Here is a 25,387-nt window from a genome sequence, read left to right on the forward strand (position 1 = left end):
AGCATCAAAAATTAGAAAATCAGTATAATCAGTATAATCCTGTCCCAAGACAAAATTCCCCGCAACTGATTTGCTTTTTTAAGATTCACGGAAATAAATGCAGATATATTCTCATATATCTCCGATAATCTTTTAGCATCAAAAATTAGAAAATCAGTATAATCAGTATAATCCTGCCCCAAGACAAAATTCCCCGCAACTGATTTGCTTTTTTAAGATTCGTGGGTATAAATGCGGATATATTCTTATATATCTCCGATAATCTCTTAGCATCAAAAATTAGAAAATCAGTATAATCAGTATAATCCTGTCCCAAGACAAAATTCCCGGCATTTACCGGCACAGGTGCATCTGATCATTGGCCGGATAGCTGAAAGTGTTGGGTATTACCCATCTTGCTTTATAAATTTTCCACCCTTTTTGGGAGAAGATACTATTCCCTTTCGCATCCAGTACTTCGTCCGTCCACCACGATTCTTTTGGTCTTACCAGCAGTACCGGGAAACCGCTCCCGGCGGAAGAAACACTCTTAATATTGGCCTGCAGCACATCGGCCTGTGTCAGTTGTTTGCTGATCACATTAAACGTATATACGTTGGTGGTATTAGTCAGCCATAAGTTATTTTCACCATATACCGGGAACAGGTCATGTGCTTCCGTACCGGGGATGTTAATGATGGTATCTGGTATCAGATCGGGTGCGGCACAGTTGAAGTTATACCGGAACGACCGGATGGTAGCCATGGCAGCAGACCAAAGTCTTTGCTGCCCGGCATCCCAAACTACGTTATGCCCAAAGTCAATAGGCACTTTTTTCGTATATACGCCATCAGGGAAGTGAAGCGTATCTGTTTTAAACAGCATCAGGTAGTTTCCTGTACTGGAAGCGCTGACAATATTGCCATCGGGCAATAGTTCAGCGGAGTGGGTATTTCCACCGGCATAGGCATAGAACACCGTTTTTTTATCTGCTATCCTGATCAGGGCCACGCCTCCACCGGAGGCGTTAGTCAGGATGTATTGATTATTGTATACGGCTTTTGCATCGCTGGGGTTGCCAAACCACTTTACATGTTCCGCTTTTACATTGGAGTTTTCAGGTTTCCATTCCCAGATCACCGCCCCGGAGTTGATATCTGCTATCACGATCCGGTTCTGCGATTGCTCTGCCACGACCATACATTTGCTGCAGGCCGCCACAGTAGCGGGCGTATCTGTTTTCACCACCGGTGGCGGCACTACTACCGGCGCTACATTGCTTTTACCCGAACAGGCAATGGCCATAAGGCTCACAGCTGTGAATACATACCATAGTTTTTTCATCATCAGTAATTATCGTTTTGCGCAAGATTGGGGTTCAGGTCTCGCTGTGTTTGCGGAACAGGCCACCAATAATCTCTTTGCTTGTTAAAGGTTCTTTTTACGATCTGTTGATTTTCAGAATTAAAAATGGCCGCATTCATTACTGTTTCCGCCAGTTTCCAGCGGCGGATATCTGTATAATAGCTGCCTTCAAAAGCAAATTCAATACGTCTTTCATGCCGGATCAGCTGCCGCATGCTGGCTTGTGTTTGCGTAGCGGGTATTTCGTAAGGCACCAGTCCCGCGCGCTGACGCACCCGGTTTATGGCTGCATACACATTGGCATCCGGTCCAGCCGCTTCATTCTGTGCTTCTGCGTACATCAATAATACATCCGCAAAACGGATATACATATAGTTTGTTTCTGATCTCAGCGCCTGGTTGATCAGGTTGGTAGTGGCTTCTTTGTCATAAATGCTGTACTTCTTCACACCATAGCCGGTGATCTTAAAAGGTGCTGTAGGTGTAGTTACCGCACCAATGTAGGTGTCTCCCGGGAATACCATGCTCTTATAAAGGCGCGGATCACGGTTATCATAAGGCTTTGCCGGGTTGTACAACGGAGATACTTCTTTGGATGCACCATCTTTCATATCATAAGCATCTACGATATCGCGCAAAGGTGCGTTGGTATTGTATTGGCGATCTATCAGATCGAAAGAATTACCCAGTTCCGGAATTTTTGCCCCTACATCAAAAATACATTCCTGACTATTTTCGTTGGCAGGCAAAAACAGGCTTCTGTAATCAGCAAATAAGCCATAGCCGGTACCGGCCAGGTCCATCACTGCTTTGGCGGCATCTGCGGCCAGTTTCCAGCTGGCGATGTTACCGGAAGGGTTGTTCAGCGGGCTGGCATCAAACAGCAATATCTTTGCTTTCAGCGCCATGGCAGCTCCTTTTGTAGCGCGGCCAATATCACCGCCACTGTATTTCACCGGCAGGGCCGCAGCGGCTTCGTCCAGATCTTTCAGCACTTGTTGTACTACGGCAGCGCGGGTATCACGGGGCAGCTTGCCCTGTTTAGTGGGATCAGGTGCTTCCAGTATGAGCGGTACTCCACCATAATAGGTGGACAACATACCGTAATAAAGTGCTCTTAAAAATTTCGCTTCTCCCGTCATACGCGCTTTTAAAGCGCTATCCATTGGCACCGCCGTGGATCTGGCCAGGAAATTATTACATCTCCCTATACCCACATTACAATCACGCCAACGGGCATTGATGATAGTAGCGTTAGTAGGTGTTTGCGTACCGAGCGCAATGGAGTTAAATCCCCTGGAATCATCATAATTATAGGCATTAGGCGTGGCGGTTTCTTCCCACAACACGGTAGCATCTCCTCCCAGTACACCTTCCAGTCTTAATGCAGCATAACAACCTGTTAATGCAGCGGTCACATTTTTTTCAGAAGTCCAGTAGCTATCATCCGTATAACGGTCCTTAGGCATGGTGTCCAATGCCTTGTCCGAGCATGCTGCCAGCAGCATTATACCTGTTGCTATCAAAATCAGTTGTTTCATCGGCTATAATTTACAGGTTGGATTAAAAAGTTAGGTTTACACCGAAGCTGTACGTTTTCAAAGAAGGGTACTCATAAAAAGTATCTCCTTTGATATTTTTCTCCGGGTCAAAATTTTTGAATGGCGTAAACGTGAGCAGGTTTTCACCGTTGGCAAATACCGCTGCACGCTTTATTTTCAGCCTGCTGAGCCAACCTTGTGGCAGTTCATATTTCAACTGCAGGTTTTTCATGCGCAGATAAGATCCGTTCTTCAACCAGAAAGTAGAGGGTTGAAAATTTTCCGTTGCGCCGGTGGCGGTGGTAAGGATGGGCAACGAGGCATTCGGATTTTGCGGTGTCCAGGAGTTGTTTATCCATTCTTTGGTAACGCCGGCGCCGTTGTTAAATGGCATGGCCAGGTTCACCGTAGGATACAGGTTGATGCCCTGCACTCCCTGGAAAAATGCGTTCAGCGTAATCCCTTTATATCCGAGGTTGATGTTAAAGCTGTAGTTGTATTTAGGAATAGAACTTCCGGCAATGATACGGTCATAAGCATCTATTTTTCCATCGGGTTTGCCATCTGGTCCGCTCAGGTCCGCATACTTCACATAGCCGGGTTTTACGGCATTGCTGATTTTGGCGCTATTGTCCACTTCCTCCTGCGACTGATAAATGCCGATGGCCTGGTACAGGTAGTATGCATCAATAGGTGCTCCTGCCTTGGTAATTCTGCGGGTACCAATAATAGATTCTCCATTCAGGCTAATCACTTTATTCTGCACATAACTAACGTTAGCGGATATACTATAATTGAATGCCCCGATATCATTGCGGTGTGTAACAGTCACTTCATAACCGGTATTATTCACTGTGCCCACATTGGTAACAGGGCCTGCCAATCCACCACCCTGTTGCGCGATCTGCACCGGGCGCAGGATATCTTCTGTACGTCTTTTAAAAACATCTACGCTGACTGCCAGTTTACCATTCCAGGCGCTGGCATCTGCGCCCACATTATAGGCAGTGGTGGTTTCCCAGGAAATATTGGGGTCGCTGAATTTGGTCACAGCCGCACCGGGGTTAACGGTATTATTAAAAGAATAATCCTGGCCCAGGTTCACGGTACTCATGTAGCCGTATAAATCTGCTGCATCATTTCCCTGGTTGCCCTGGTTACCCAGTTTACCGTAGGAAGCCCGCAACTTCAGCAGATCGATGATACGGGACTGTCCAAAGAAAGCTTCTTTATCAATGCGCCAGCCGGCAGATACAGCGGGATACAGTCCCCAGCGGTTGCCGGGTGCAAAGCGGGAAGATCCATCATAACGTACGGTTGCTTCCAGTAAATATTTATCCGCGAAATTATAATTCACCCTGCCAAAATAAGACGCCAGCACATCGCGGGTCACCCTGCCATTGGCTGTGGGATTCAGCGAACCGGCATCGAGGTCGGTGAGTGTATTATCGAAATAGCCTTCGATGTGCGCGGTGGTGCCGGCATTGTCGAAACGGTTATAACTGGTACCTGCCATCACATTCAGGTGATGCTTTTTGCGGAAATCATGTTGCCAGTTCAGTGTCTGGTAAAAGGAAATATTGAGATTATTGTCGTCATAGCTATTGGAAGAAGGATTGATATTATAATTATTCGGTGCACCTGTTTTAGGATTATAGGTCACCAGGTAAGGCACAAAGCTACGTGCATAGCCGTCCAGTTTATCTACCCCGAAATTAATGTTGTAGGTGATATTAAAAGGAAGCTGGTAGTCTGCATATACCTTTGCCAGCATACGTTGTGGCGCGTGATAATTACTGCCTTCTTTCAGCAGCATCAGCGGGTTTTCGATGGTATTTCTGCCCGGGGTAGTAAAAACACTGCTTCCATATTTTCCATCTTTTGTATAGGGAGAAAAAATAGGCAGTACGCGTGTCAGGCGGGTAAAATAATAACCGGTGGCATCACTGCCGCCGAAAGGAGGTTCTGTATAGGTGCGGTAATTACCGATGATGCTGGTGCCCACGTGTAATCTTTTGGATACGTTGGCAGACACATTTACATCCAGCGTATAGCGGTTAGCGTGATTCGCCGCAATGAGTACGCCGTCCTGGTCCATATAGCCCAGCGCAATACTATACAGCACATTATCCGAGCCACCCGAGAAGCGCAGATTATGCTGCTGCAGGTTACCATTTTTCAATACCAGGTCAAACCAGTTAATATTCGGATAGGCGTATGGGTTAGTAGCCATGCCATTCTTATATTCTTCTATCTGTGCGGGGGTATAATCTACTGCGGCAGGAGACTTCCCTTCATTGAGAAGGGCCTGGTCTTTCATCTGCATATATTGTATAGGGTCCCATACCACATCCGGCAGGGCCGTAGGATTTTGAATGCCATAGGAGTAGCTGTAGTTGACTTCCATCTTTCCTTTCTTACCACTTTTGGTGGTGATCAACACCACGCCGTTGGCGGCTCTGGAGCCGTAAATAGCGGCAGAGGCATCCTTGAGTACCGTGATGTTATCAATGAAGTCGGGATTAATTTCATTGATATCATATTCTACACCATCTACCAGCACGAGTGGGTTGTTGTTGTTGAGCGTACCTACTCCCCTTACGCGGATGGTGGCACCATCTTGTCCGGGCTTACCACCGGCCTGATTTACCCATAGTCCGGATACCCCGTGCAGCGCCTGGCTGGCGGAGGTAACAGGTGTATTTTCTTTGGTGCGCATATCCAGCGTAGAGATCGCGCCGGTAAGATTTACCTGTTTCTGTGTACCATATCCCACTACCACCACCTGGTTCAAGGCAGTAGGAATTTCTTTCATTTTCACTACAAGTGATAACTGCTCGCCTTGTTTGAGCTGGTATCCTGCCAGTGTTTGAGGCTCATAGCCTACATAGGTAAATATAAAACTGTAAGGGCCGCCGGCTTCCAGGTTATTAAAGTGGAAGAGCCCTTTTTCGTCTGTCTGCATTCCTTTCGTAGTGGCGTTACCGTTTAGTTTAACGGCCACGGTTACACCGGGAAGTGCTTCGCCTTTTTCATCTTTCACAATACCAGTTACGCTCACATGTGACTGCGCCTGCAGGGATAAGTAAGGAATAGTCAGGAGCATCCATACCAGGGCCAGATAAAGAAAAATAGTTTGCTTTTTAGCGGTGATCATATACCAGGTTTTAGGCAATACGTTTTTAATTTCATCATTGGCTGATGAAGCATGTTTGTTGAAAAATGTAGATGAAAAGATTACTTATAAATATGGAATCCAGTACTGTCTTGCGTTACACTGAGTTTATTCAATAATCCGATAGTATTTAAAATATTGGCCGGTGATTCTGTTTTCAATAGTTGTCCAGAGAAATAATATTTCTTCAACCGGGCAGATGAATAGTTAATATGGATATTATATTGTTTCTCCAGTCCTGCCAGCAGTTGTGGCAGTGGCACTTTAGTATATACAAATGCGTCACTTGTTTCTTCCACGGTGCCCATGATGAGTGCAGGCGCAGGCGTGGGTTCCGCTTTATGGCGTTGTACATCAAAGGTTTTTGCTGCTGCCCTGAAATCTGCTGCCTGACCGGGTTCCAGGTAAACAATATTTGCCGTTGACGTATCTGCTGCCGGCTGGATCATAACTTTTCCTGATACCAGTTTGATATGGGTGGCGGTGCGGGCATTGATTTCAAACACTGTACCCAGTACCGTAGTAGTGACTTGTTTGGTATACACGACAAAAGGATGTGCGGCGCTGGCGGTAACGGTAAAACGCGCCATCCCTTCCAGGTGTACTTTGCGTTGGCCGGGCCGCCATTTCAGCTCACTGTTGCGCCCCAGCTCCACGATAGAACCGTCTTCCAACGATACATGAACATTGTCCTGATCTTTATTTACTATCACCTTTTCCGGCGGGAGTGCTGTAGACGCTATATCAGCAGCGGATTCACGGGATCTGCTCTTTTCTTTACCGGAAGGCCAGCATATAAACGTCAGCAAACCGGCTACCACAGCGGCGGCGGCCCATCCTATTTTTGTATACATCCTTCTAACCGGTGCTACGGGCATTTCCCGTTTCACTTCCTGCAGCATGGCCTCGCTGAGGGCAGGTGAAAGATGTTCCGTTGTTTCAAATTCCTCCCATTCTTCCTCCGGCATCCATTGTTCCAGCACTTCCGGATGCTGTTCCAGGTAACTGGCTACTGCGGCCGCCTCCGCAGCAGTACAATCATTCGCTAAGAAACGCCGGATCAGGGCGGGAGTTATTTCCATATTCAAAAATATCAGGCAGTTCAGTATATATTACGTTTGAAAAAAGCGTTGTACCCACGCATCACCCTAAAATAATTTGCGGTGTTATAACTGGGAGATAATAAGCAGTAGCACCAGCACCTCTTTGATTTGCTTAATAGCGCGGTTGACCTGGTTTTCCACTGTTTTAACGGAAAGGGATAACTGTTCAGCAATTTCTTTATTGGTGAGACCATTAATCCGGTACTGGAATATTTTTTTCCTTTCTGCCGGCAACGATTCCATGGCACGATGGATCAATTGCATGTTATCACGGTGAATGAGTGCGGCAGACATATCCGGCTCGGCCGATGGCATTTCCGGATCTACCGGTACCATTTTCTGCTGTGCCTTTTGTCTCAGTACATCTATTAAGGTAGTTCGGGCAATCCGGAAGAGCTGCCGGGAGAGGGGAATATTTTCATCGAGATGACCAAAGTACCGCCATACCTTAATAAAGGTAAGCTGTACCAGCTCCTGCGTAAAGTCTGCGGAACCGGTGCGTTTAAGAAAATAGTAATACAGTTTTTCATGAAACTGGTAATACATCTTTTCAAAAGCGGCCGTGGATCCTGGTTGTATGTGGTCTGATTTGTTCAAAACAACAATTAGCAATAATTACATTGTTCACAAAGTAACCTACAATAGCTTTTATTCGGAAATTAATTGATTGTTAACTCACGCTTCACTGCGATCACACATAATTACAATCTTTTTTTCGAAATAAAAAGGGACCTCCGGCAAAAGCAGTATGCTGCTTTTTGTTTAATTTCAGTACATGAAAATACCTTATATAGTACTGGCGCTGGGGACTGGTATCCTCGTATCCTGCCATCAGCAGGGGCAACAACAACAAAATAGTGTAGTAACAGATTCCTTACCGGCAGAAACCGAAAAAAAGGTAAACTGCTATGAAAAAGTCCTGGGCAGAGATACCATACAGCTTACCCTCTCCTACCAGGACAGTGTGGCTTCCGGTAAACTGGTGTATAATTTCTTTGAGAAAGATAAAAATACCGGCGAATTCAGGGGGATTGTGCATCATGGTATTATTCGCGGCAACTACACTTTCTTCAGCGAAGGCGTGGAAAGCAGCAGACGGGTGATATTTAAAGTCTCCAAAGAGCAGGCATTTGAAGCAGTACCAGAAAGTATCGATCAGCAAGGCTTTCCGGTATTCCCTCTTGACGACAGCCAATTGAAATTTGATAGTATCCCGCTGGAAGAAGGCGCGTGTAAATAATGYGGATTTTGTCTTTGTCCAGGATTATACTGATTTAGATGATTTTTACTTTTTTGATTTTATAAGATTTTTATCTTTTCTAATACTGAAAAATAAAATCGGGAAAATCATCTAAATCAGTATAATCCTGGACAAAGACAAAAATACTTACCGGATCTTCTTACAATGAACCGGTCCCTGCGTAATCCGTACCATTTGCACCTTCCCGTTAGGTTGTCTTACAAACTCCAATTGAAAATCAATCCCGGGAGTATTGTATTTAAACTTATCCGGAGCCACCGGTAATAATTCCGCATCCGGCAAAGGCGTGGTGGAAGATGCCATCAGCTTATTATCATGAACGGTAATGGTAGTAAAGGTATTCCTCATCGTTGGCAATTGGTATTTGCCGGCATATGCCTGCAATGATTCATTGACCACAGCATCATCGCCCGTTACCTTCCACCAGTCAAACGTAGCCTGCTGTAAAGAAATCAGTTCCACTACATTGCCTTCCTTATCTTTTATAAACTCAATGCCGGAAACCGGATTTACGCCCGGGATAATAAATTTTTCCGGTCCCACCGGCAGCAGTTTAAAACTACCTTCCATCGATGCATTACAGAAAAGTATCCCTTTCTTATTACGGATGTCTATTGTTTGTTTTCCCGCCTGGTAGGTCCCGGTGTAACTGTCGAGCTGTTGGCTGCTTACATTGATGGCGGATGGTACTTCTTCGCCGAGTGCCAGTTCTGTAATTTGTGCAAACAGTTTGAAGCGCCGGTCACTGAAATCAGTTTTGTCTTCCCCCGATTTCACGTTGGTTAAAATAACGATGTACATTTTTTGTGAAGGAAAATATTTTTCCAGGGTAATAAACCCGCTGGTTTGTCCTTCATGGTGAATACACTTTTTACCCGCTTCCTGGTCAATAAACCATCCATAACCATAGGAAGAAAAAGTGCTATTGGTGAGCCGGTAGGGTGTATATGCTTTTTCCAGGGTAGTGGTACGGATTAACCTCCCTGCCAGCAGCGCCTCGTTCCATTTGTTGAGGTCCTGCGCAGTAGAAAGCAGATCCCCGCAGCCATAGCCCATGGAAAGGGTTTGATAGGCGCAGTGTTCATAAAAACCATTATCCCGGGTATAACCCGTCACCCGCAGCGGCACGATGGCTTTTTCATCGGCAAAACGGGTATTCCCCAGGCCAGCAGCTTTAATCACCTTTTCCGTGATGTACCGGTGATAGGATATCCCGGTTACTTTTTCGATGATATACGCCAGCAGTACATAGTTGGAATTGGAATACCCATAACGGCTACCCGGACTAAACTCCAATGGTGCTTGTTTAAAATAGTTGATGATAATCTCCGGTGTAAAATCCCTTCTTTCAATAAAAGGCTCGTGGCTCTCAATAGAGGTATACTCTGTGAGGCCGGAAGTGTGCGTTAATAAATTTTCTATGGTAATAGTAGCGCCTTTAGCCGGGAAGTCTCTTACATATTGCTGTACACTATCCTGCAGGGATATTTTCCCCTGCTCCACCAGCTGCAGGATGCCTACAGCCGTAAACTGTTTGGTAACGGAACCTATCTGGAACACCATATCGGGTTTCAGTGGTACCTGCATTTCCAGGTTGGCGCTGCCAAAAGCCGCTTCATAAATGACCTTTCCTTTTTTAGCCACCAATACCGCTACGCCAGGATCGGGCGGTGGGATAGCGGCAGATAAAACCGGGTCAAGTTGTTGGGAGAGGTTCGTTTGTGCGTGTACGTACGTCCATGCAGACAGGCATAATAACAATGATAGCATCCGTTTTCTCATGTGAATTTCTTATACCTGCAAAACTGCGGTGAATGCAGCAATCCGCATAAAAACCCATCGCTCAAATCGGGATTTGAGTGATACAAAAAGAACAGCCGGCCCCTTTTGAGAGCCGGCTGCTGCCTTTATGAATAACATGACAACTTAAAACTTATAGGATACCGTTCCGGTGAACTGGGTAGGCGGTATTGGGTTAACACTATAGTTTTCGTGTACGTAATAATTGTAGGTGTTGGTAACGTTGGATACTTTCGCCATTACACCAAAGCGTTTGAAGTTGTAGCCGGCACTCAGATCAAGGGTAGAGAAACCAGGTACAGAGATGAGGCGGTTATAGTTCTGTGTTTGACCGATGGTGTTGTTCCATCCTGAAAAACGTTGACCCAGGTAATAATAACCCGCACCCACTTTCAGGCCTTTCAGCTTTGTTTGCTGCAGGGTATAGAATACGCTTGCGTTAGCAGTGTGATTAGGGTTTCCTACCAGGCGCTCTCCTTCTACGGAACTGCCTTTTACACCTGGGGTGTTTTCGATAGTCATGCTATTATAGCTATAACCCGCGATTACATCCAGTCCTGGCAAAGGATGACCTGCGATATCTACTTCAACACCCTGACTAAGTGTTTCGCCGATCAATGCTTTAAAGTTGGTATTATTGTTTGGAGCACCGTTTTTGTCAAATGGTGCTGTTTGTGTATAGTTACTGTTCCTGATGCGGTAAGCAGTTACGTTTACAGACAACAGTCCTTTCAGGAAATCGTTTTTAACACCGGCCTCATATTGTGTAATAAGAGATGGTTGCAGATTCTGACCATATATATCCTGTCCGCTGTTGGGAGTAAAGGAGGTAGCGTAACTGGCAAATAAGGCAGTTGTAGCAATAGGCTTGTACACTAATCCCAGGCGTGGAGAAAATGCCTGGTCATATCTTGATTTTCCCACTGTTTTACCACCTTTGAAGTCGTAAGCTACCGGTGATTCTGTTTGCAGATAAGAGTAACGTATGCCTGCCATGAATTTCAGTTTTTCTGAAATGCTGATCAGGTCCTGCACATATATACCTACTCTGTTCGTAGGTGCATTAGATACTGATTTCAGGGTATCTCCCGGCATATCGGTACGGCGTGGGTACATGGAAGGATTCAACACATTGATGCTATCATAAACACCAGCAGTCTTACTGAGAATAGAAGGTACTCCATAAGCATAGGTACCTGTCAGATATCTGTCTGCATCTACACCAGCCAATACAGTATGTTCCAGGGAACCGGTTTTAAAGGTACCGGTTACATCTATCTGACCGGAATAATAATCTTCATTGGTCGCATTGGCACCTAAAGGGCGCAGGAAGTTACCATTTCCTTTAGCCTGTACTCTTTCCAGTGAGTAATAATCACGTTGGTATTTGGAGTAAGAAACAATACCATTCAGCGTCCATTTTTCAGTCAGCTTATGTCTGATATTGGCAGAAGCGCTGGTTTGTTGTGTATGTGCATAGTTCCATCCTTCACCATAGAAAGTATTGCGGGATACTTTGTTAATAGCAGTATCACCAATAGATCCAATACCAAAATCAGGTGTAAAATCATGTTTCAGGTAATCTGCCTGTACCAGTAATTCTGTGCGGTCGCTCAATTTGAACAACAGGGAAGGATTTATATAATAACGTTTGGAGTGTACCTGGTCACGGTAGCTGTCTGCTGTTTCGAAGGTACCATTTACGCGGTACGCTACTTTGGAAGACAATGGGCCGTATATATCAAATGCTGGTTTTAATAAACCATAGCTACCAACGCGCAGATTTACTTCTCCACCAAAATTAAACTTAGGTTGTTTGGTGACCATGTTCAAAATCGCACCTGGCGCTACGTTACCGTATAAGATAGCCGCACTGCCTTTCAGCACTTCTACTCTTTCCAGGGAGCTCATTTCCGGCATAGCACCGGCGTTAACACGGGCGCCATTTTTAAATGTATTGGTGCTGGAAAAGCTATAACCACGGGCGTTAAAGGTTTCCTGGGTACCGGCTCTGGTAGAGGCCATGTACACACCATTTATATTTTTCACCACATCGCTCATGCGTTGTGACTGTTGATTTTCAATTACTTCATGACCAATCAGCGCTACTGCCTGTGGCAAATCCATTACAGGCACAGGTAATTTACCGATGCTGACAGGTCTTTTATTAATGGTCCTGGTTTGAGTACCGTCTACCACCACCTCACTCAACTGGCTGGAAGTAGCTTCCAATGCAAATGTCACAGCAGTTACCTGATCTGCTGCTACCGTTACCTGGCTATGCAGGGTTTTGGTACCTGTGCAGGAGATGACCAGGGTGTAATTGCCCGGTTTCACGTTTTTCAATGCAAACTCGCCTTCTTCATTGGTAAGGGTACCTTTCTTGGTATCCTTTAATCCAATAGTTACAAATGGAGCAGCATGTCCGTCTGCTGAGCTGATTTTTCCTTTAATGATACCGTTTTGCGCGAGTACTGTAAGGTTGATTAAAATGAGACCGATGATAAAATAAAAGTGCTTCAATACCGTAATTTTGCGCAAAGGAACGTTAAAGCGGTCTGTAAGGATGATCGGATCGGGAAAATGATTTACGCAATCGGGAAAAAAGCAAGTCTTTGTCTTGGGACAGGATTATACTGATGTAGATGATTTTCCCGATTTTATTTGCTGCTGTAGCGGATTTTAGAAGATTTCCGGGAGATATATGCAGATATTTTCGCTTATATCTTCCGGAATCCGGAAAATCTTCCAAAATCAAAAACAAAAAATCGGGAAAATCATCTACATCAGTATAATCCTGTCCCAAGACAAAAACTCGCGCTATTTCTTCATTTCGTTAATCCATTGCTTAATCAACGTCACCCCTTCCTTGTGAATCACGGTACGCGCCAGTTCCGGCATCGCTGTGCCAGGCTCCACGCTGTTCATGCGGTAGGCCAGGATGGAATGGAGGGCATCACCGGGAATCACGTCAAAATCAAGTCCACCTGCGCCGCCACCGGCAGAAACAGGCGATTTCAGGATACCTAGGTGGTCAGCACCCGTTTGCTCGTACTCCAGGAAGAGGCCGGTGTTATAGGCATCTCCCCCCTGGGTATGACAATGGGCGCAGTTTACGTCCAGGTAGGCCCGGGCCCTTTCGTTAACGGTATAATGGATACTGTCTTTCCAGTTGGGCAGCTGTGCTACCTTGTCCATGGCAGGGAGCCCCGTCAGCAACCCGTTGGCAGCCCATTGCTGCAACTGGTTCTGCGTTTGGCCGCTGCGGGTGAAGTTCAGGTTACGTGCCTTGGGGCCAATTGGTGTCAATACGCTGTTATTAATGTGACAACGCTTGCAGTCGTTGGTATTGGGCATCTGGTACACAGTAGACTGCTGCTGTCCGTTATCATCCAGGAAGGTGATCGGGATCTTCTTACCCAGGATCCACTTCTCCGCATCCTGCTGGGCTGCATTCCACAGGTAGTTCATCACCTTCCATTGCTTATCTGCCGGATCTTTGAAGAGCAGTCGTGTTTCGATCATGATCTTCTGATGAGCAGGATTTGTATAGGCAAAGTTTTTAACGATGAATGTCGAATCGGGAAAATCCAACGCGCCATGGGAAGTATACTGCATTGTTTTCCCTTCGGGCAACACAATGAAACGGTCCTTTACCGAATAGTCTGTAAACAACGGGGTGGATAACTCATAATTCTGTACTCCTTTACGTGGCAACAAATCCTTGAGCGCACCGGTAAAGAAGCCATAGTCCGATAATTTCTCTTTGAACTGAAACGGCCCTGCTGCCGCAGCAGGCGCCGGTTTCTGCTGGCAGCTCTGTGTAGCGGCGATCCAGCATATAAAACACACAATAATTAAGCAAGGCTTCCTCATCTCCCTAAAAAAAATTTAATAAAGACTATTTACAAACATAAGGCGTTACATCCGTGCTGGGATGCCAGTTCTTTGATGTCATATTCATGGCATCCACATTTACGAATAAATTGGGGCCTGTTTGTTTAATACAGAGTGAATCCGGGTTTACAGCGGTCCCCTTGGTCAGTATATTAGTGGTGATGCCATCATAGGTGATGAAAGGTAAACGGGCGTTTTTACGTGCCGGATCCATCGCATTTAGCTGCTGCTCTATGCCTACCAGTATTTTACCGGTATGGTGTTCATATACAGCAGGCGGAAATGCACTACCCACTTCCATGGTATTATCATGGATGTATACATTTTTGGGGATAGGGAAATAGTGGTCGTTAATTTTTGTACCTGCTTTTTCATCTATAAAAAATCCGGATACCACAGAAATGGCACTGGAATTATTGTTGATGATGCGGTTATTATACAGTTCTATATCTGAAGCAGCCAGAATTACCACACCACTGCCGGGAGCGGCATTACCAACGCCCCAGGTAGAACCGAAGCTACCGGATTTGGCAAAATTCCTTTCATTATTATCATGGAAATAATTGTCGTGTGCTTTTACAAAGCCACCACGTTTTGACAGGTCCGGCAGGTCGAAAATGAGGAAGCCTGCGGTATTTCCCCAAAACTCGTTATCATAAACCTGTGCATGTGAGGTGTTTTCTATTTCACAGCCGGCTACATTTTTAAAGGCTTTACATTTACGCACGATGGCGCTATCTGTTTGTCCTACGTAAATGCCCGCATCGGAAGCGCCCTGTGCATAACAGTTTTCTACCAATACATTTTTACACATTACCGGGTAAATGGCATAGCCACCACTGGTAGAATCGGATACCGTCCAAACTGCGTGGAGATTGGTCACCACCACATTTTCGCTTTTGTTAATCTTTATCAGATCGCCTTTAGAATCGCGTAGGGTAAGGCCATCGATCGTAAAGCCTTTCACATCGGTTACCCGGATACCTTCCCCACCCTGGCTTTGGGCCGAAAAGTCGAGGATCGTTTTGTCCGGACCCGCACCCTGGATCAGGATGTGCTTTACCTGGGCAATGCTCAGGTTATCGAATTTGTAGAGGCCTTCTTTTAACGTAATACTGCTACTGTCGGTCAGCGACAGGAAAGCTTCCGCAATCTTTGTTTCATCACCGGGGCCGAAGTTCAGCCGTGTTTTATAGCCGCCGGTTTCTTTTACTTCCGGGTTATTATGACAGGCGGCCAGTAAGGCAATCAATAATAAGCAGACATGATATCGTTTCATATATGGGTTTTTAAAAAATCAGAAAACATTGTAAGCAAAAGTAACATAGTACATGCCACCAATAGCGGGGCTACCAAAGCCATTCCTGTAATACGTGTTGGTCAGGTTAACACCACCCAGTTTAATGGTGGAATGCGCCTGCAGCAGGCGATAACTCACCTGTGCATCTATCACGGCGGAAGCAGGTACGGTACCGCTGCCAAAACCTATCTGGTAGAAATAGGCCGGGCGGTAACGGAAAGTAGTATTGAAAGAGAAATGTTCTTTCTTTCCAAAACCGGTATTACCAAAGTCTATATTGAATTTATAGTTGGGCGTATTGAAATTATTTACCTGACTATTGTTCCTGTTTTTCAGGAAGTCGGAGGAGAAATTCACTTTCGCCAGGAAGTGGTGCGACAAATCTACGCTTACGCTGGCGGCATAGCCATAGGTATTCACTTTTTCTGCACCGTTGTACGCAATGTTATATTGTATGTATTTGCTGTGATCCAGGAAGTCGTTCGGATCCTTGCTACCAGGAGTATTGGCCACATTAACGTATCCGATAAAATTTTTCCAGGTAGAATAGTAGCCCAGTACATCAATGAGTACACGGCCGGCGATGAGGGAAGAGTACCCTAGCTCAAACGCATCTACGGACTGCGGCTTGATATCACTCAATGCAAATTGTTTAAGATCTGCCGGGTTTTTGGTACGCTTAAAACTATCCACGCTGGCCAGTGTGTAGGCTGGATACTGATCAAAATGGTACACTCCATTGAGCAGGCGGTCGGAGCCACCGGAAGCAAAGCTGTTATAGTCTACCGGCGTGCTTTGCAGCGATTGTATATTAGACGGGAAGCTGTAAGCATTCTGGTAGGAGAAGCGGATAAAGCTTTCCTTGTTTACTTCCAGTACAGCCGATACCCTGCTGGTGATGCGGGGTTTGGCGAACAGCGTATTTTTATCGTAGCGGAAAGCGGCGGCCAGGCTCAGTTTCTCGTGTATTACTTTTTTGGTGAGATGCGCATAAGCACTGTACTCTGCCACATCGATCGGGGAATCATTGTCGGGGAAGAGCGTCCCTTTCGAATCCAGGCGGTAGAGGCGATAGTTTAACCCGGCAATGAGTTCCGCAAATTTTATCAGGTGTGTAAAATTATATTGGGCTTCTGCATTAAAGAGCCGGCTCCTGTCGGTAAACAGGGTCCCTCCTTTCGAGGTAGGGATGTTGGAGATGCTGTCTTTCAGCCGCAGGAACTGCGCACTGCCGGCATCGGGTCTGCCCTGATCAGCAAATGTTCTGGCCAGGTTGCTGGCGTCCTGGTAGCTTTTCCCCTGAGACATAGCTTCCAGTAACGCGCTGGTATATTGCGGATACCAGCCATCACCGGTGTTGCCATCGTAGCTGGGCTTCCAGGCTTCGTTGATCAGCTGTGCAGTGGGCATCGCAATGATAGTATGCCCTGAATTTTCTCGGCTGGTGTAAGCACGTACAAACCAATGTTCTGCTTTCACTTCTGCACGGTACTGGCCCAGGTGAAACCCGTTCAGCGCGTAACGGGTATCATTGCTATATACCGCATCGCCTTGTCCATAGGTGCCGGAGAGGATCGCTTCCAGTTTGGGTCTTATCTTATAACGTAGTTCCACGTTGGCTTTGAACATCTTCGCATCGCTGCTGAGGTAACCGTACTCCGGGTAGCCGGTACGGGCTACGTTGTGGTTACCTTCTGCCAGCAAGGGGTTGATGATAGGCGCCAGTTCCGGCACCTGTTGCAGGGCGCCTTCCAGGAAGGGGTTAATGTCCACAGAGGTTTTGCTACCGTAGATATTCACTCCATTATAGTTAGGATCCTGCAGCGGACCGCCGGGACCGTTGGTGTTGGTAGTGTCATTGGCCATCCAGTCTTTCGCCTGGGTGTATTGCACATTTATTTTGAAGGCAAACCTGTCATTCACTTTTTTCGCCCAGCGAACGGTCCAGTCGTAGTACGGAGAAGGCCCCAGCGGATCATTCGCCTTTCCTTTACTTACATGGTTGATGCCCTGGGTAATCTGGGCGCTGAGTCCCTGGTATTTAAACGGGTCTTTACCGGTCATAACCATGGTACCATTCAGGCCGCGGGAGCCATATAAAGCAGAGGAGGCCCCGGAAAGCACTTCCAGGTTATCTACGTCCAGCTCTGTTAACCCGATGATAGCGCCTATGGGGAAGTTCAGGCCGGGGGCCTGGTTATCCATTCCATCTACGATCTGGGTGAAGTTGGTATTACCGCTGGTATTAAAACCGCGGGTGGTAACGGTAGTGAACAGCAGGCTAGAGGTGGTGACGTCTACCCCTTTGAGGCCCTGCAGCATATTATAGTAGCTGGGCTGGGGCGAATTAATGATGTCTTTGGTGCTGATTCTTTCAATGGTAACAGGAGATTCTATCTTTTTCTGAACAAACCGGCTGGCAGAAACCACCACTTCCTTACCAAGTACGGAGGCCGGCGACAGCTCTATTCGCTGGAATCCAGGGCCGGAAATGATGATTTCTTTTGTTTCAAAGCCTACCGATGACAGTATAAGGGTAACAGGATAACTTTTCCTGGTGGAGAATTTGAAGTTCCCCTGGTCATTGGTATAGTCGCCGTTAGGCGCTTCCTTCATGGTAACGGATACTACAGGAACCACTTCTTTAGTAACGCTGTTGCGGACGTTTCCTGAAAGTACGGTTTGTGCCAAAGCGCTATATGGTAACAGAAGCAGGCAAACCAACCCTATAATTATGGATCTTAGCATTGGCAGGGGAATTTAGATGGTTTGGTTGTAAGATTTTACGTGTGTATTACTGGTAATGTGACACAGCGATATTACCAAAATACCCTGAGTGGAAATGGCAGTGGTGGTGACTTTGGGGCGAAATGGTGGCTATTGGGGGTAAAATCAGGCCGCCGGGGCGAATCGTTCCTGGAAGGTGGGCAAACAGGTAGCTGATACCGGGATGCTGATGTCATTTAAACCTTCCAGTTGCAGGTAATGTCCTTTTGCATTTTTCTTAAAAAGCACCACTTTGGTCAGGTTAACAAGATATGAGCGATGCGCCCGCACAAAAGTGCCGGCAGGTAAACCCATTTCCAGTTTTTTCATGGAAGTTCTGATCAGTTCTTTGCAGATGGTATTTCCTGACAGGTAAAACACCTGTACATAATTATCTTCTGCCTTCATGAGCAGTAGTTTACCCGGATGCAGGGTTAACACCGGCTTATCATGTTCATCACGGAGGAGAATACAACTGTCATCCGTTTTGGCTACCTGTTCCTGTTCTGTCTTCAGACTTTTCAGCTGGGCGATCTTTTCCCGGGTAAAAAACCACAACAGGCAGATGCAATAAGGTAAAGGCAGGATCAGCGCAGTATAATGAAGGGTATTGATAAACTCTGTCCAGGTAAAGAAGAAAGTATCAGTAATGGTTACGTTTACGATGGTAACCATGAGCGACACCAATATGATTTCACCCAGGAACCAGCAGCCATAGGTGGCGTTGGTCAGCTTGCGGCGCCACTTGAGTTTTGCCAGCCCGAATTGAGTGATGCACATCACCACTACTCCACATAAGGTAAAAATGAGGAAAAGTGGCATCAGGGAAAGGTCTTGCCCTTCATACCACATATTGATATTAAAGGGCAGGAAGATATACATAAACAGGAAGCTGAACACGCTGCAAAAAGCGATCAGTGAAATCCTGTTGGCGACCGGGTCCAGTAAAGTAAAGCGGGGTTGCTCTGCGGCATATTTTGAAATAAGTGGCAAAGTGTGCAAGCTTTTCATATCGTGGATGATTTTCTTCATTTAAGATAAGTAAAAAACCCGGAATCCCGATACCTGGTTTACCATTCGCGCCATAAATCGGAGATCCCTTCTCCATCGGCATAATCCGAGGGTTGTAATCCTGCCGCTATGGTGATCATATCCAACACTTCGCAGAGGTCTTCGCGTTCCCCGGTTTCTATGAAACCGGAAATTTCATCATTCAGGTCGTTATATGCTTTTACCGCTTTTTCAAAAAAGGCGAGTTTAGTTTGTTCAGCGGCATTTTCACCAGCATCCTGCAGGTCTGCGATCAGTTCATCCATAATGCCGGTGGCGATGTCACAGTTTTCTGCGCTGTATTGTTCCATACCACCTACATCATTTTCGTCCGGGTAAAATGCTTCACTCCATTTTTCAAAAGGGTAATGTACTTTTACCGCCTGCAATTTCTCCTGGTATGTCATATCTGTTTTTTGAGGCTGCAAATATATAAGATATTATATTACAGGTGTATTTTAAAAAACGTAGATATGCCACCCATTTATACCACAGAGCGGTTTCGAATACCGGATTTTTTCAGGATGATGTGTTTTGTGCTGAGCGTTGTTATGCTTATCATGGCTGGTTACACCATGTCGGTGATCCATGTATCGCCAGTACTTATTTTTGTCGCTATTATTTTTTTATTCCTGGCGTGGTCGATGTTTACTTATGCGCGGCAGGAGCTAATCCTGTCAGATACCTCAATTATTTTTAAACAGGTATGGAAACCGCACGATATAGACTGGCAAACGATTACTAAAGTAGATATGGCTGAAGTGGGGAAGTACGACGATCCTCAAACCACAATCTATTACCTGGACAGGAAGCTGAAAATAGCGCACAGCATGTTTCTCCGGCGGCAGTACAAAGAGATCCTGTTGTTGCTGGAAATGAAGTTGCCTCCGGAACTATTTACGGCGAAATATTTGCAACTCCGGGAAAAGCTGGCGAAGAAATGGTGATTATTTACGGTCGTAAAGCTTCATTATTTCACCCACGATACAACCGGAACAGGTAATAACGGGGGCATTTCTTTGCTTAATGCGATTGTATAATTTACTATTGAGCTGATCTATGATTACACCTTTTTTGATCAGTAAATCAATAGCCGTTACACCGAACGCCTGTATTTCACAAGACAGATGTTGCAACATCCCCGTGATTTCCGGGAGCGGATCGTCTTTCAATACGAGATCATTTATACGCTTGCCTTCTTTTGTCAACGAAGCGGCAATACCACAATTCATGGCGTACATCTCGTTACCAGAAAGCTCTACTGCCACATCGTTTACCGTTTTTTCAGAGCCGTAAAAGTTATTCCGTTCTTTCAGAAAGGCATTGGTCACGGCCGCATTATAATGTATCGCCCTGACAGTATTATCCGCCTCTTTAAATCCTGGTCCTTCCGAAAACGAGCTGGTGGTGAAATAGACTGTACTAAAAAAAATGCTGTCATTTCTTGTCAGTAAGTTGATGAAAAAATTGTTAGGATAAAACCTGATGGCGATGCGCTGATGATTAAAAGCACCATCGAGTGGCCGGTTCAGCTGTAAACCTACCCCGCTACGGGATTCCATATAGTTTTTCAGCAGAACATTCAATCGCGTCATTAAAGCTTTCGTCGTTTTGGCACTATCCACTACTGCGTTAATAATGTCAAAATCTTTTTTTGCAAAATGCTGACTATAGCTGTTCATACATAGCAATACAGCAAAGGCGATAAGGATATTGGTGCGGAAAAACATAGTTGGCATTATTTAAAATCTGGTATTTCTCCTGGCTTCAATTCTCTGCCACGTTTCTTTTCTGCTATCGAAAAGGCTTCGTCTGTCAACGCTTTGAAGCCCTTGGGCGCTTTGTTTGCCGGTCCTTTATAAATACCTATAAATGGTTTTGAAAATGTTCTGCGGGTAACGGGATCGGTCATACGAAAATACTGCGTATACCAGCCTTGTACGATGCTGGTATCCGGCAGTGGTTTGTTCGCCGCTTTATTCCTGTTAGCGAGTATTTTTTCCAGGGAGATGTTGTCCGCATCGGCTGTAGAGAAGAAATAAACTTTGCGTCCCCGTAGCGACTGGCCGGCACTACTTTTAAATACGCCGGCATGATGCCATTCTGTAGCAAATGGCTCCAGCTCCTTTGCTGCTATTTTAGTATTGAATTTCTTTGACAGCAAAATCGCTACCTCACCGGCTTTCAGTAAACCTTTATCTTCTGCGTCCTGGTAATTTTCGGACTTCCCCTGCCGGAGGTAATGACTCATTTTCATAGCGGCAAGATACAATTTATGAGGGAGTTTGGAAATTTCGCCTCCCTCTATATATTTTCATATTTCATCCTTAAAATTTCTTCTTCAATATCAACCAGTTCATGATACTTCCTGATAATTTCATGCTCTGTATGGGGATCTTTATTCAAGTCATGCAGTACGCTGCGCTGATGCTCCAGCATCTTCAGGTATACCTTTTTGTACACTTTATGATCTACCCCGTCCAATTTATTGTGCATGGATACGGACTTACGGTGTATCAGGTCTTCCCGCAGCTGCTGCAATGCAGGGTTTGATTTCAGCTCCTCCGGAAAATGTGTATCCAGGTATTGCACACTGTGTTGTAATAATGCTTCGCGGATATTCTTTTCCTGTTCTGCCGGCGACAGATGATTATCCGGATCTTCCATATTTACCCACTTAATCACCAGGGGCAGAGTAAGCCCCTGCACCACGAGGGTGAGCAATATCACGGTAAAGGTGATAAACAGGATCAGGTTGCGTTGTGGGAATAATGCGCCATTGTCCATGTAAACCGGAATGGATAATGCGGCTGCCAGCGATACCACTCCCCTCATGCCTGCCCAGCCGATAAGCAATGGTCCCTTCCATCCGGGACGATTGTCGGCAGTTGTAATATACCGGCTGATGAACACCGTAAATACAGATGCTCCCAGCGTAGAAAGTAATCTTGTTACAATTAAAACACCGGTAATGATAAGCCCGTATTTGATGGCCTCTCCCAAACTCACCGTACCCAGCTCCCTTATGATCACCGGCAATTCCAGCCCGATGAGCATAAACACCAGTCCGTTGAGTAAAAACCCGAGCGTAGACCAAACGTTAGCCCCCTGTAAACGGCTTCTGTAATTGAGGATACGCTGACTCCTGGCAGAGAGAAAAAGCCCACCGCTCACCACTGCCAGCACGCCGGAGCCATGAAAGGATTCCGCCGCAATGTACATTACATAAGGGGCTGTGAGGGTTAGTAGTACATCCATTTCTGTACTGGTAGGCAAAAAACGGTGCATCACATAATATAATAAGCCAACCAGTAAGCCAATCGCAATTCCCATCACAATCACTACTACAAAGCTCACTGCTGCGTCCCGCAACACAAATACCCCGGTCATGACCGCCACTTTGGCGAAGCCGAATACAATTAAACTGGACGCATCATTCATCAGGCTTTCCCCTTCCAGGATGGCAGACATACGTTTCGGTACCTTCACATACTTGAGGATAGTGGTAGCTGAAACAGCATCCGGCGGCGACACAATGCCACCCAATAAGAATCCCAGCGCCAACGTAAAACCAGGGATAAGCGCATGAGATACTACGGCTACCACCAGTGAGGTAACAATCACTATCAGAAAAGCGAAGCTGGCTATGACCCGCCGCCATCGCCAGAACTCCTTCCAGGAAGTATACCATGCCGCCTCATACAGCAGCGGAGGCAAAAATATCAGTAAAATCAGTTCAGGATTAATCTGTATAGAGGGCAGAAAATGAAACATGCTAAGTATTAACCCTCCTATTACCAGTATAATAGGATAGGCTATTTTCAGCTTCTGCGCCAGCATCACCAAAAAAAGGATAATAAAAATCAGGATAATATACTCGATGACGTTAGTAAGCATATATGAGCGCTATAGATTTTGTGGCTTAAACTTTCCCGGTAAGGCAATATGTTTTCCCGATACCATAAACACCCCTTCTCCCCTGTAGTGAACAGTTCTGGGGTATTTGGGATAAACGGCTGCCTGTGCCCTTACCACCTCCAAGATAAAAAAATTATAACCGGATAACAACTGGGTGTCTACTACTTTACATTCGTAATTGGCATAACATTCTTTTATCAACGGCGCTTTTACAATTTCTGCTTCTTCCGCAGTAAGACCAAATTTCCTGAATTTGTCCAGATGTGTCCCCGTACTGTTGCCAATTCCAACCACTTCGTTGATCAAATCTACAGTTGGAATATTGATTACACACTCTTTGCTCTTTCGGATCATCTCATAGCTGTGATTGGCACTGGTGATCATACAGCCGATCAGGGAAGGGGAAAACTCCATCACCGTATGCCAGCCCATCGTCATGATATTCGTTTTGTTTTTCCAGCGTGAGCTCACCAGCACAATAGGGCCGGGTTCCAGGAATTTGCGGATCTTCTCTACCGGAAGATCCGCTTTTTTATAGGCTCTTTTCATCATATCGGCGTTTCAAATATATTAATCAACATAACGGAGTATGACATTGTTGAGAGTCCCCCCAATTGTGTCATTTCTCCCGGTAAAAAATATACCCTCCATGATACAGCGTATCTGGATCGTTAAAATCCCCGGTGGCTGTAAAGCCGGTATCGTCCCAGTACTTAATATGATCTCCGCTGATCTCATACCTGCCTGTGTAGGCACTTTGTTTATTGCCTCTTGCCTCATCATAGCGGCCATCAGGCAGTAGCTCCTGGCGGATATAACCGTTGCTGGTTACCCACATACCTACGTATTTGTGTTGTTGTTCCATGGTAGTTTTTTATACCACAAAACTACACTACGGTTGGGGAAGGACGTTTACAGAAATCAAACGAATCATTGCAAAATTCAAACATTATCATATTGGGTCACCTGCTTTCCGAAAACTAAAGAACTTGTCGTTTTTCTACAAATACCCAACAGCTGCGGCTATTTACCTTTACGGCTATATGAAAACAATCAACATGTTCCGGATATTAGGTATGGTAGCGCTGTTAGCTGCCTTCAAGGCTTCCTCACAAACAAAAACACATGTCATGAATCAACGGCTGAGTGTAATAACCATTGGCGCAGATAATCTCGCTGCTTTGCGCGCTTTTTATGTAAACAAATTTGGATGGACACCTGTTGCAGAAAACAAAGATATCATTTTCTTCCAGCTGCATGGCTTTCTATTTAGTTTATATGGCAGCAATGATCTATTCGCGCACACCGGAAAGCCCGTAAAAGAAAAGGCCTCCGGATCTGTTACCCTGGCTTATATGGTCAATTCAAAAGAAGAAGTACTGGCGCTATATACTTCCCTTAAAGAGAAGGGTGTAAAGATCATTAAAGAACCGTTTACACCTCCTTTTGGAGGGCACTTTTTCCTGTTGGAAGATATAGAAGGCAATGTTTGGGAGGTGGCTTATAATCCCTTTATTCCGCTGGATAAAAACGGAGAGGTGATAACACATAAGCGTATAGATCATCTGTAATGATATACTATGTGGCTTTTCCTGTGGAAGGAAAGCCACATAGTATCCTTTATCCTCACGGGTTAGCGGCAGATTTGGTTTCTGCCAGCTCCGCTTCATCCGGCTCCTGTTGCAGATCTCTGTCCAGGTTGTATAAAGCATCATCAGATGCTTTTTCACCACCGGCCACTTTAATTTTATCCAATAGATTTAATGCAAGGGTTTCTTCTTCTGTTTGTTCTCTTACAAACCATTGCAGGAAATTCCAGCTGGCCCAATCGCCTTCATCAAAGCTTAGTTTCACCAGTTTATAAATCGATGCCGTGTTCTCTATTTCCTGCTGAAATACTTTCTCAAAGCAATTCTGCACACTTACCGGATCGCCTGGAGGCTGTGGAATGGCTTCTATAGTTACCTTTCCACCTCTTTCAAGAATGTATTCCAGGAACTTCGTCATGTGATTGCGTTCCTCGTTTGCATGCCGGAAGAGAAAATTGGCGATACCGCTATATCCTTCACCGGAAGCCCATGCAGCATAAGATAAATATATCTGGGATGCCAGCGCTTCCTGGGTCATTTGTTTGTTCAGCCCGGTTTCCATATTGGGCGAAAGCCTGTTCCTGTTCATGGGGAAGGTTTTAGAAGGTTATACAAATCTGTGCTGTTGAACGTCGACTCAAAA

At 45.5% G+C, this 25,387-nt stretch carries 21 protein-coding genes; 3 read left to right on the top strand and 18 right to left on the bottom strand.

What is annotated here, in order from left to right; all coding sequences use genetic code 11:
* Positions 1–333 precede the first annotated feature (333 nt).
* The 5 genes from AB4Z08_RS13050 to AB4Z08_RS13070 form a co-directional block, all read right to left on the bottom strand.
* Positions 334–1,326, bottom strand: coding sequence for a DUF6528 family protein (locus tag AB4Z08_RS13050; RefSeq protein WP_441574179.1), 993 nt, complete (start codon positions 1,324–1,326; stop codon positions 334–336).
* The gene (locus tag AB4Z08_RS13055; protein ID WP_441574180.1) at positions 1,326–2,885 is read right to left on the bottom strand and encodes a RagB/SusD family nutrient uptake outer membrane protein; all 1,560 of its coding nucleotides are present in this window, start codon (positions 2,883–2,885) and stop codon (positions 1,326–1,328) included. Before AB4Z08_RS13055 ends, AB4Z08_RS13050 begins: the two co-directional genes overlap by 1 nt.
* A 22-nt stretch (positions 2,886–2,907) precedes the next feature.
* Positions 2,908–6,042 (bottom strand): SusC/RagA family TonB-linked outer membrane protein, encoded by a 3,135-nt coding sequence (locus AB4Z08_RS13060; RefSeq protein WP_441574181.1) that lies wholly within the window; start codon positions 6,040–6,042, stop codon positions 2,908–2,910.
* Between the two features lie 80 nt (positions 6,043–6,122).
* A complete protein-coding gene (locus AB4Z08_RS13065) occupies positions 6,123–7,142 on the bottom strand; it encodes a FecR family protein (RefSeq protein WP_441574182.1) in 1,020 nt (339 codons plus the stop codon).
* Between the two features lie 84 nt (positions 7,143–7,226).
* Entirely contained in the window at positions 7,227–7,760 is a 534-nt protein-coding gene (locus tag AB4Z08_RS13070) for an RNA polymerase sigma factor (RefSeq protein ID WP_441574183.1), read from the bottom strand.
* Between the two features lie 178 nt (positions 7,761–7,938).
* Between AB4Z08_RS13070 and AB4Z08_RS13075 the strand changes: the two genes are divergently transcribed.
* The gene (locus AB4Z08_RS13075; protein WP_441574184.1) at positions 7,939–8,403 is read left to right on the top strand and encodes a hypothetical protein; all 465 of its coding nucleotides are present in this window, start codon (positions 7,939–7,941) and stop codon (positions 8,401–8,403) included.
* Between the two features lie 147 nt (positions 8,404–8,550).
* On the opposite strand, the gene AB4Z08_RS13080 is transcribed toward AB4Z08_RS13075, so the two are convergent.
* The 7 genes from AB4Z08_RS13080 to AB4Z08_RS13110 all read right to left on the bottom strand — a co-directional run bounded on the left by AB4Z08_RS13080 (position 8,551) and on the right by AB4Z08_RS13110 (position 19,644).
* Entirely contained in the window at positions 8,551–10,206 is a 1,656-nt protein-coding gene (locus tag AB4Z08_RS13080; RefSeq protein WP_441574185.1) for a serine hydrolase, read from the bottom strand.
* 144 nt (positions 10,207–10,350) lie between these two features.
* Positions 10,351–12,747, bottom strand: coding sequence for a TonB-dependent siderophore receptor (locus AB4Z08_RS13085; RefSeq protein ID WP_441574186.1), 2,397 nt, complete (start codon positions 12,745–12,747; stop codon positions 10,351–10,353).
* 297 nt (positions 12,748–13,044) lie between these two features.
* A complete protein-coding gene (locus tag AB4Z08_RS13090) occupies positions 13,045–14,100 on the bottom strand; it encodes an SO2930 family diheme c-type cytochrome (RefSeq protein WP_441574187.1) in 1,056 nt (351 codons plus the stop codon).
* Positions 14,101–14,125: 25 nt separating this feature from the next.
* A complete protein-coding gene (locus AB4Z08_RS13095) occupies positions 14,126–15,400 on the bottom strand; it encodes a parallel beta-helix domain-containing protein (protein ID WP_441574188.1) in 1,275 nt (424 codons plus the stop codon).
* A gap of 18 nt (positions 15,401–15,418) precedes the next feature.
* The gene (locus AB4Z08_RS13100) at positions 15,419–18,169 is read right to left on the bottom strand and encodes a TonB-dependent receptor (RefSeq protein WP_441574189.1); all 2,751 of its coding nucleotides are present in this window, start codon (positions 18,167–18,169) and stop codon (positions 15,419–15,421) included.
* A 144-nt stretch (positions 18,170–18,313) separates the two neighbouring features.
* Positions 18,314–19,198: a LytTR family DNA-binding domain-containing protein gene (locus tag AB4Z08_RS13105; protein ID WP_441574190.1), complete on the bottom strand. Its 885-nt coding sequence runs from the start codon at positions 19,196–19,198 to the stop codon at positions 18,314–18,316.
* Between the two features lie 59 nt (positions 19,199–19,257).
* Entirely contained in the window at positions 19,258–19,644 is a 387-nt protein-coding gene (locus tag AB4Z08_RS13110; protein ID WP_441574191.1) for a hypothetical protein, read from the bottom strand.
* A 66-nt stretch (positions 19,645–19,710) separates the two neighbouring features.
* Between AB4Z08_RS13110 and AB4Z08_RS13115 the strand changes: the two genes are divergently transcribed.
* Positions 19,711–20,184 carry a hypothetical protein gene (locus tag AB4Z08_RS13115; protein ID WP_441574192.1) on the top strand — a complete coding sequence of 158 codons (474 nt, stop codon included), beginning with the start codon at positions 19,711–19,713 and terminating at the stop codon, positions 20,182–20,184.
* Here AB4Z08_RS13115 and AB4Z08_RS13120 read toward each other — a convergent pair whose 3' ends face one another.
* The 5 genes from AB4Z08_RS13120 to AB4Z08_RS13140 form a co-directional block, all read right to left on the bottom strand.
* A complete protein-coding gene (locus AB4Z08_RS13120; protein WP_441574193.1) occupies positions 20,185–20,976 on the bottom strand; it encodes a hypothetical protein in 792 nt (263 codons plus the stop codon).
* Positions 20,976–21,494, bottom strand: a complete 519-nt coding sequence (locus AB4Z08_RS13125; protein ID WP_441574194.1) for a hypothetical protein — start codon at positions 21,492–21,494, stop codon at positions 20,976–20,978. Before AB4Z08_RS13125 ends, AB4Z08_RS13120 begins: the two co-directional genes overlap by 1 nt.
* A gap of 47 nt (positions 21,495–21,541) precedes the next feature.
* Complete coding sequence (locus AB4Z08_RS13130; protein WP_441574195.1) at positions 21,542–23,134, bottom strand: Na+/H+ antiporter; 1,593 nt, start codon at positions 23,132–23,134, stop codon at positions 21,542–21,544.
* Between the two features lie 9 nt (positions 23,135–23,143).
* Positions 23,144–23,707 carry a flavin reductase family protein gene (locus AB4Z08_RS13135; protein WP_441574196.1) on the bottom strand — a complete coding sequence of 188 codons (564 nt, stop codon included), beginning with the start codon at positions 23,705–23,707 and terminating at the stop codon, positions 23,144–23,146.
* A 67-nt stretch (positions 23,708–23,774) separates the two neighbouring features.
* Positions 23,775–24,020: an Atu4866 domain-containing protein gene (locus AB4Z08_RS13140; RefSeq protein ID WP_441574197.1), complete on the bottom strand. Its 246-nt coding sequence runs from the start codon at positions 24,018–24,020 to the stop codon at positions 23,775–23,777.
* 178 nt (positions 24,021–24,198) lie between these two features.
* On the opposite strand from AB4Z08_RS13140, the gene AB4Z08_RS13145 reads away from it, so the two are divergent.
* Complete coding sequence (locus AB4Z08_RS13145; RefSeq protein ID WP_441574198.1) at positions 24,199–24,726, top strand: VOC family protein; 528 nt, start codon at positions 24,199–24,201, stop codon at positions 24,724–24,726.
* A gap of 55 nt (positions 24,727–24,781) precedes the next feature.
* Here AB4Z08_RS13145 and AB4Z08_RS13150 read toward each other — a convergent pair whose 3' ends face one another.
* Positions 24,782–25,333, bottom strand: coding sequence for a ferritin (locus AB4Z08_RS13150; RefSeq protein WP_441574199.1), 552 nt, complete (start codon positions 25,331–25,333; stop codon positions 24,782–24,784).
* Positions 25,334–25,387: the final 54 nt, after the last annotated feature.

Source organism: Chitinophaga sp. RAB17 (genome assembly GCF_052114225.1).
Taxonomy (GTDB): Bacteria; Bacteroidota; Bacteroidia; order Chitinophagales; family Chitinophagaceae; genus Chitinophaga.